We start from the raw sequence: 2,132 nt of genomic DNA, 5'->3' as shown, positions 1-2,132 counted from the left end.
GGCCAGAACTGGCTCAGCAGAGCCCCTCCCGCGTCCAGGATGGCCTTGGCGAGCGGACGATTCTCCGCCGGGTAGATCGGGGCGGCGATGCCGGTGCCCATGACCGCGAACGTGCGGCCTCCGGCCGCGAGCGCGGCCTGGTGGGCGGCGGCGTCGACGCCCTTCGCAAGACCGCTGGCGATCACGACGTCGTGGTCGACGAGCTCGCGGGCCATCCGGGCCGCCCGGCGCAGCCCGGCCTCGGAGGCCTGGCGGGTGCCGACGATCGCGATGGAGCGGGCGTCGCGCTGATCGAGCTCGCCGCGGTAGAAGAGGAACGGCGGCAGGTTGCCGATCACGCGCAGGTTCGCCGGGTAGTCCTTGTCGAGGACCGTGACCAAGCGTGCGCCGGCCTTGCCGGCCGCGGCCAGCTCGTCGTCGACGCGGGCGCGCGCGTCGTCGAGGCCGACGGTCAGGGCCTGCTGCAGCAGGGGGCGGTTCTTGGTTGCGGCACGGGAGTCCTCGTGCAGCTGTCCGTCCATGAGCGCGGCCAGGCCCTCGGGGCTGTGCGCGCCGCGGGCGAGCAGGCTCCAGTCGAGGGTGGCGTCGCCGGTGCGCAGCGCGCACAGGGTCAGCAGATCGTGCTGCTCAGCGGTGATATCGAGGTCCATCAGGGGTGTCCTTCTACTCGTGGCCCCAGGATGTTCGAAGGATGAAGCGCGGTACTCGGGCCACTTCCATCATGGCGTACGCGGTCCGCGTACGGGAGGCAGAGGCACGGTCGACTCGATCCTCGGTACCGGCCGCCCGGGCCGCGCCGGCTCCGACGGCCGGACAGGGAGCAAGATCATTCGGTGCTCTGCGCGGCGGCGATGAAGTGAGACATCGTGGCCTTCAGAGCGTCGTCGGGGCCCGGGCCTGCGGCTCCGGTGACGGGCGTCGTCACGAAGTTCGTGGCGGCCAGGTGGTAGCTGACCTGGAAGGGGTCAATCGTCGTGCCGGGGCGCAGCTGGTAGGCGGTGTGGCGGGAGGCACCGTACTTGCCGATGGTCAGGGCGATGACCTGCTCCGCCTTGGCGCTGGTCAGGAGGGTGCGGGCCCATTCGATGGACTTGCCTTCGGTGGTGAAGTCGTCGAAGACGATCACGCTCTTGCCTTTGAGCTTGCCCTTGTACTTGGGGTTGATCCGGACGGTGCGGGCCTGGGCGCCGATCGAGATGTCCGCCGTGCTCGCCTCGCCGCGGCTCCTCCTCCACCGTTCCAGGCTGGTGTCGGGGGCCTGGCCGGTGCGCTCGAGGAGGTCTTCGCGGTAGTAGGAGCCGACCATGGCCTTGGCCTTGGTGAGGAAGCCGGCGAGTTGCTGGCTGACCTGGCCCGGGGAGCTGCTGGGGTAGACGCAGAAGAGGCTGCGGTGGGGCAGGGTGCCGTCGAGGTAGGCGGAGGAGAGCAGCCGCAGCATCAGGATGTCGCGGGCGTCCTGGTTGCCGACGGTGATGCTGCGGCCGCGGGTGAAGACGTCCTGGAGCTCGAAGGTCCGGGCTGGGGCCTGGAGGAAGCGCACGTTGGGGGGCAGCAGCGAGCGGATCTTGAAGGAGCGGGAGTCATCGTCGTGGCTGAAGGCCCAGCGAGGCTCGTCCAGGAGGAAGTGCTCCAGGAGCTCACCGACATCGGTCGGCTGGTCCGCCGACAGGGTGATCATGCCCTTCGCGTTCCGCACGTGGTTGGCCCAGCGGGCGAAGATGTGGACGACGCCAGCGTTGATGCCGGTGCGCCAGTCCAGCTCGGAGGTCCCCACGATGACGAGCTGATTTGCGCGCAGCTTGAGGCGTTCGGCGACTGTCAGCAGCCAGGCTGCGCCGCCGCGGGCCGGCTGGCCGGGGATGTCGTCACGGCACAGGTGGAGGGCGGGCGCGGGCAGGCCAGCGGCCCTCATGGCGGCTTCGGCGTCGAGGGAGTCGGTCGTGAGCAGCACGAAGGAGATGCCGCGTTCGCCGAGCCACTGCAGGAAGTCGGCGATCCCGTCGTGGGCGCGCCCGGGCGAGCGCAGGAGCGCCTTGTAGTCGATCGCGACCGCGCGCACCGTGTTCGTCTCGTCCATCGCCGCCCCCACTGCTGTGCCATGGTCATCATCTGACCCTGTTGCCATGATCTCA

Annotated in this window: 2 protein-coding genes; both read right to left on the bottom strand. The window is 70.0% G+C overall.

The window, feature by feature from the left end; all coding sequences use genetic code 11:
• Positions 1–650: DNA-processing protein DprA (locus tag RM812_RS41450; protein WP_311586088.1), on the bottom strand; the 650-nt coding region annotated here is incomplete at its 3' end.
• 176 nt (positions 651–826) lie between these two features.
• On the bottom strand, positions 827–2,077 hold the full coding sequence (locus tag RM812_RS41445; protein ID WP_311586086.1) for a hypothetical protein: 1,251 nt from the start codon (positions 2,075–2,077) through the stop codon (positions 827–829).
• Between the last annotated feature and the right edge of the window lie 55 nt (positions 2,078–2,132).

Source organism: Streptomyces lancefieldiae, from assembly GCF_031845825.1.
GTDB classification, from domain to species: Bacteria; Actinomycetota; Actinomycetes; order Streptomycetales; family Streptomycetaceae; genus Streptomyces; species Streptomyces lancefieldiae.
This window is presented reverse-complemented; position numbering and strand designations above follow the sequence as displayed.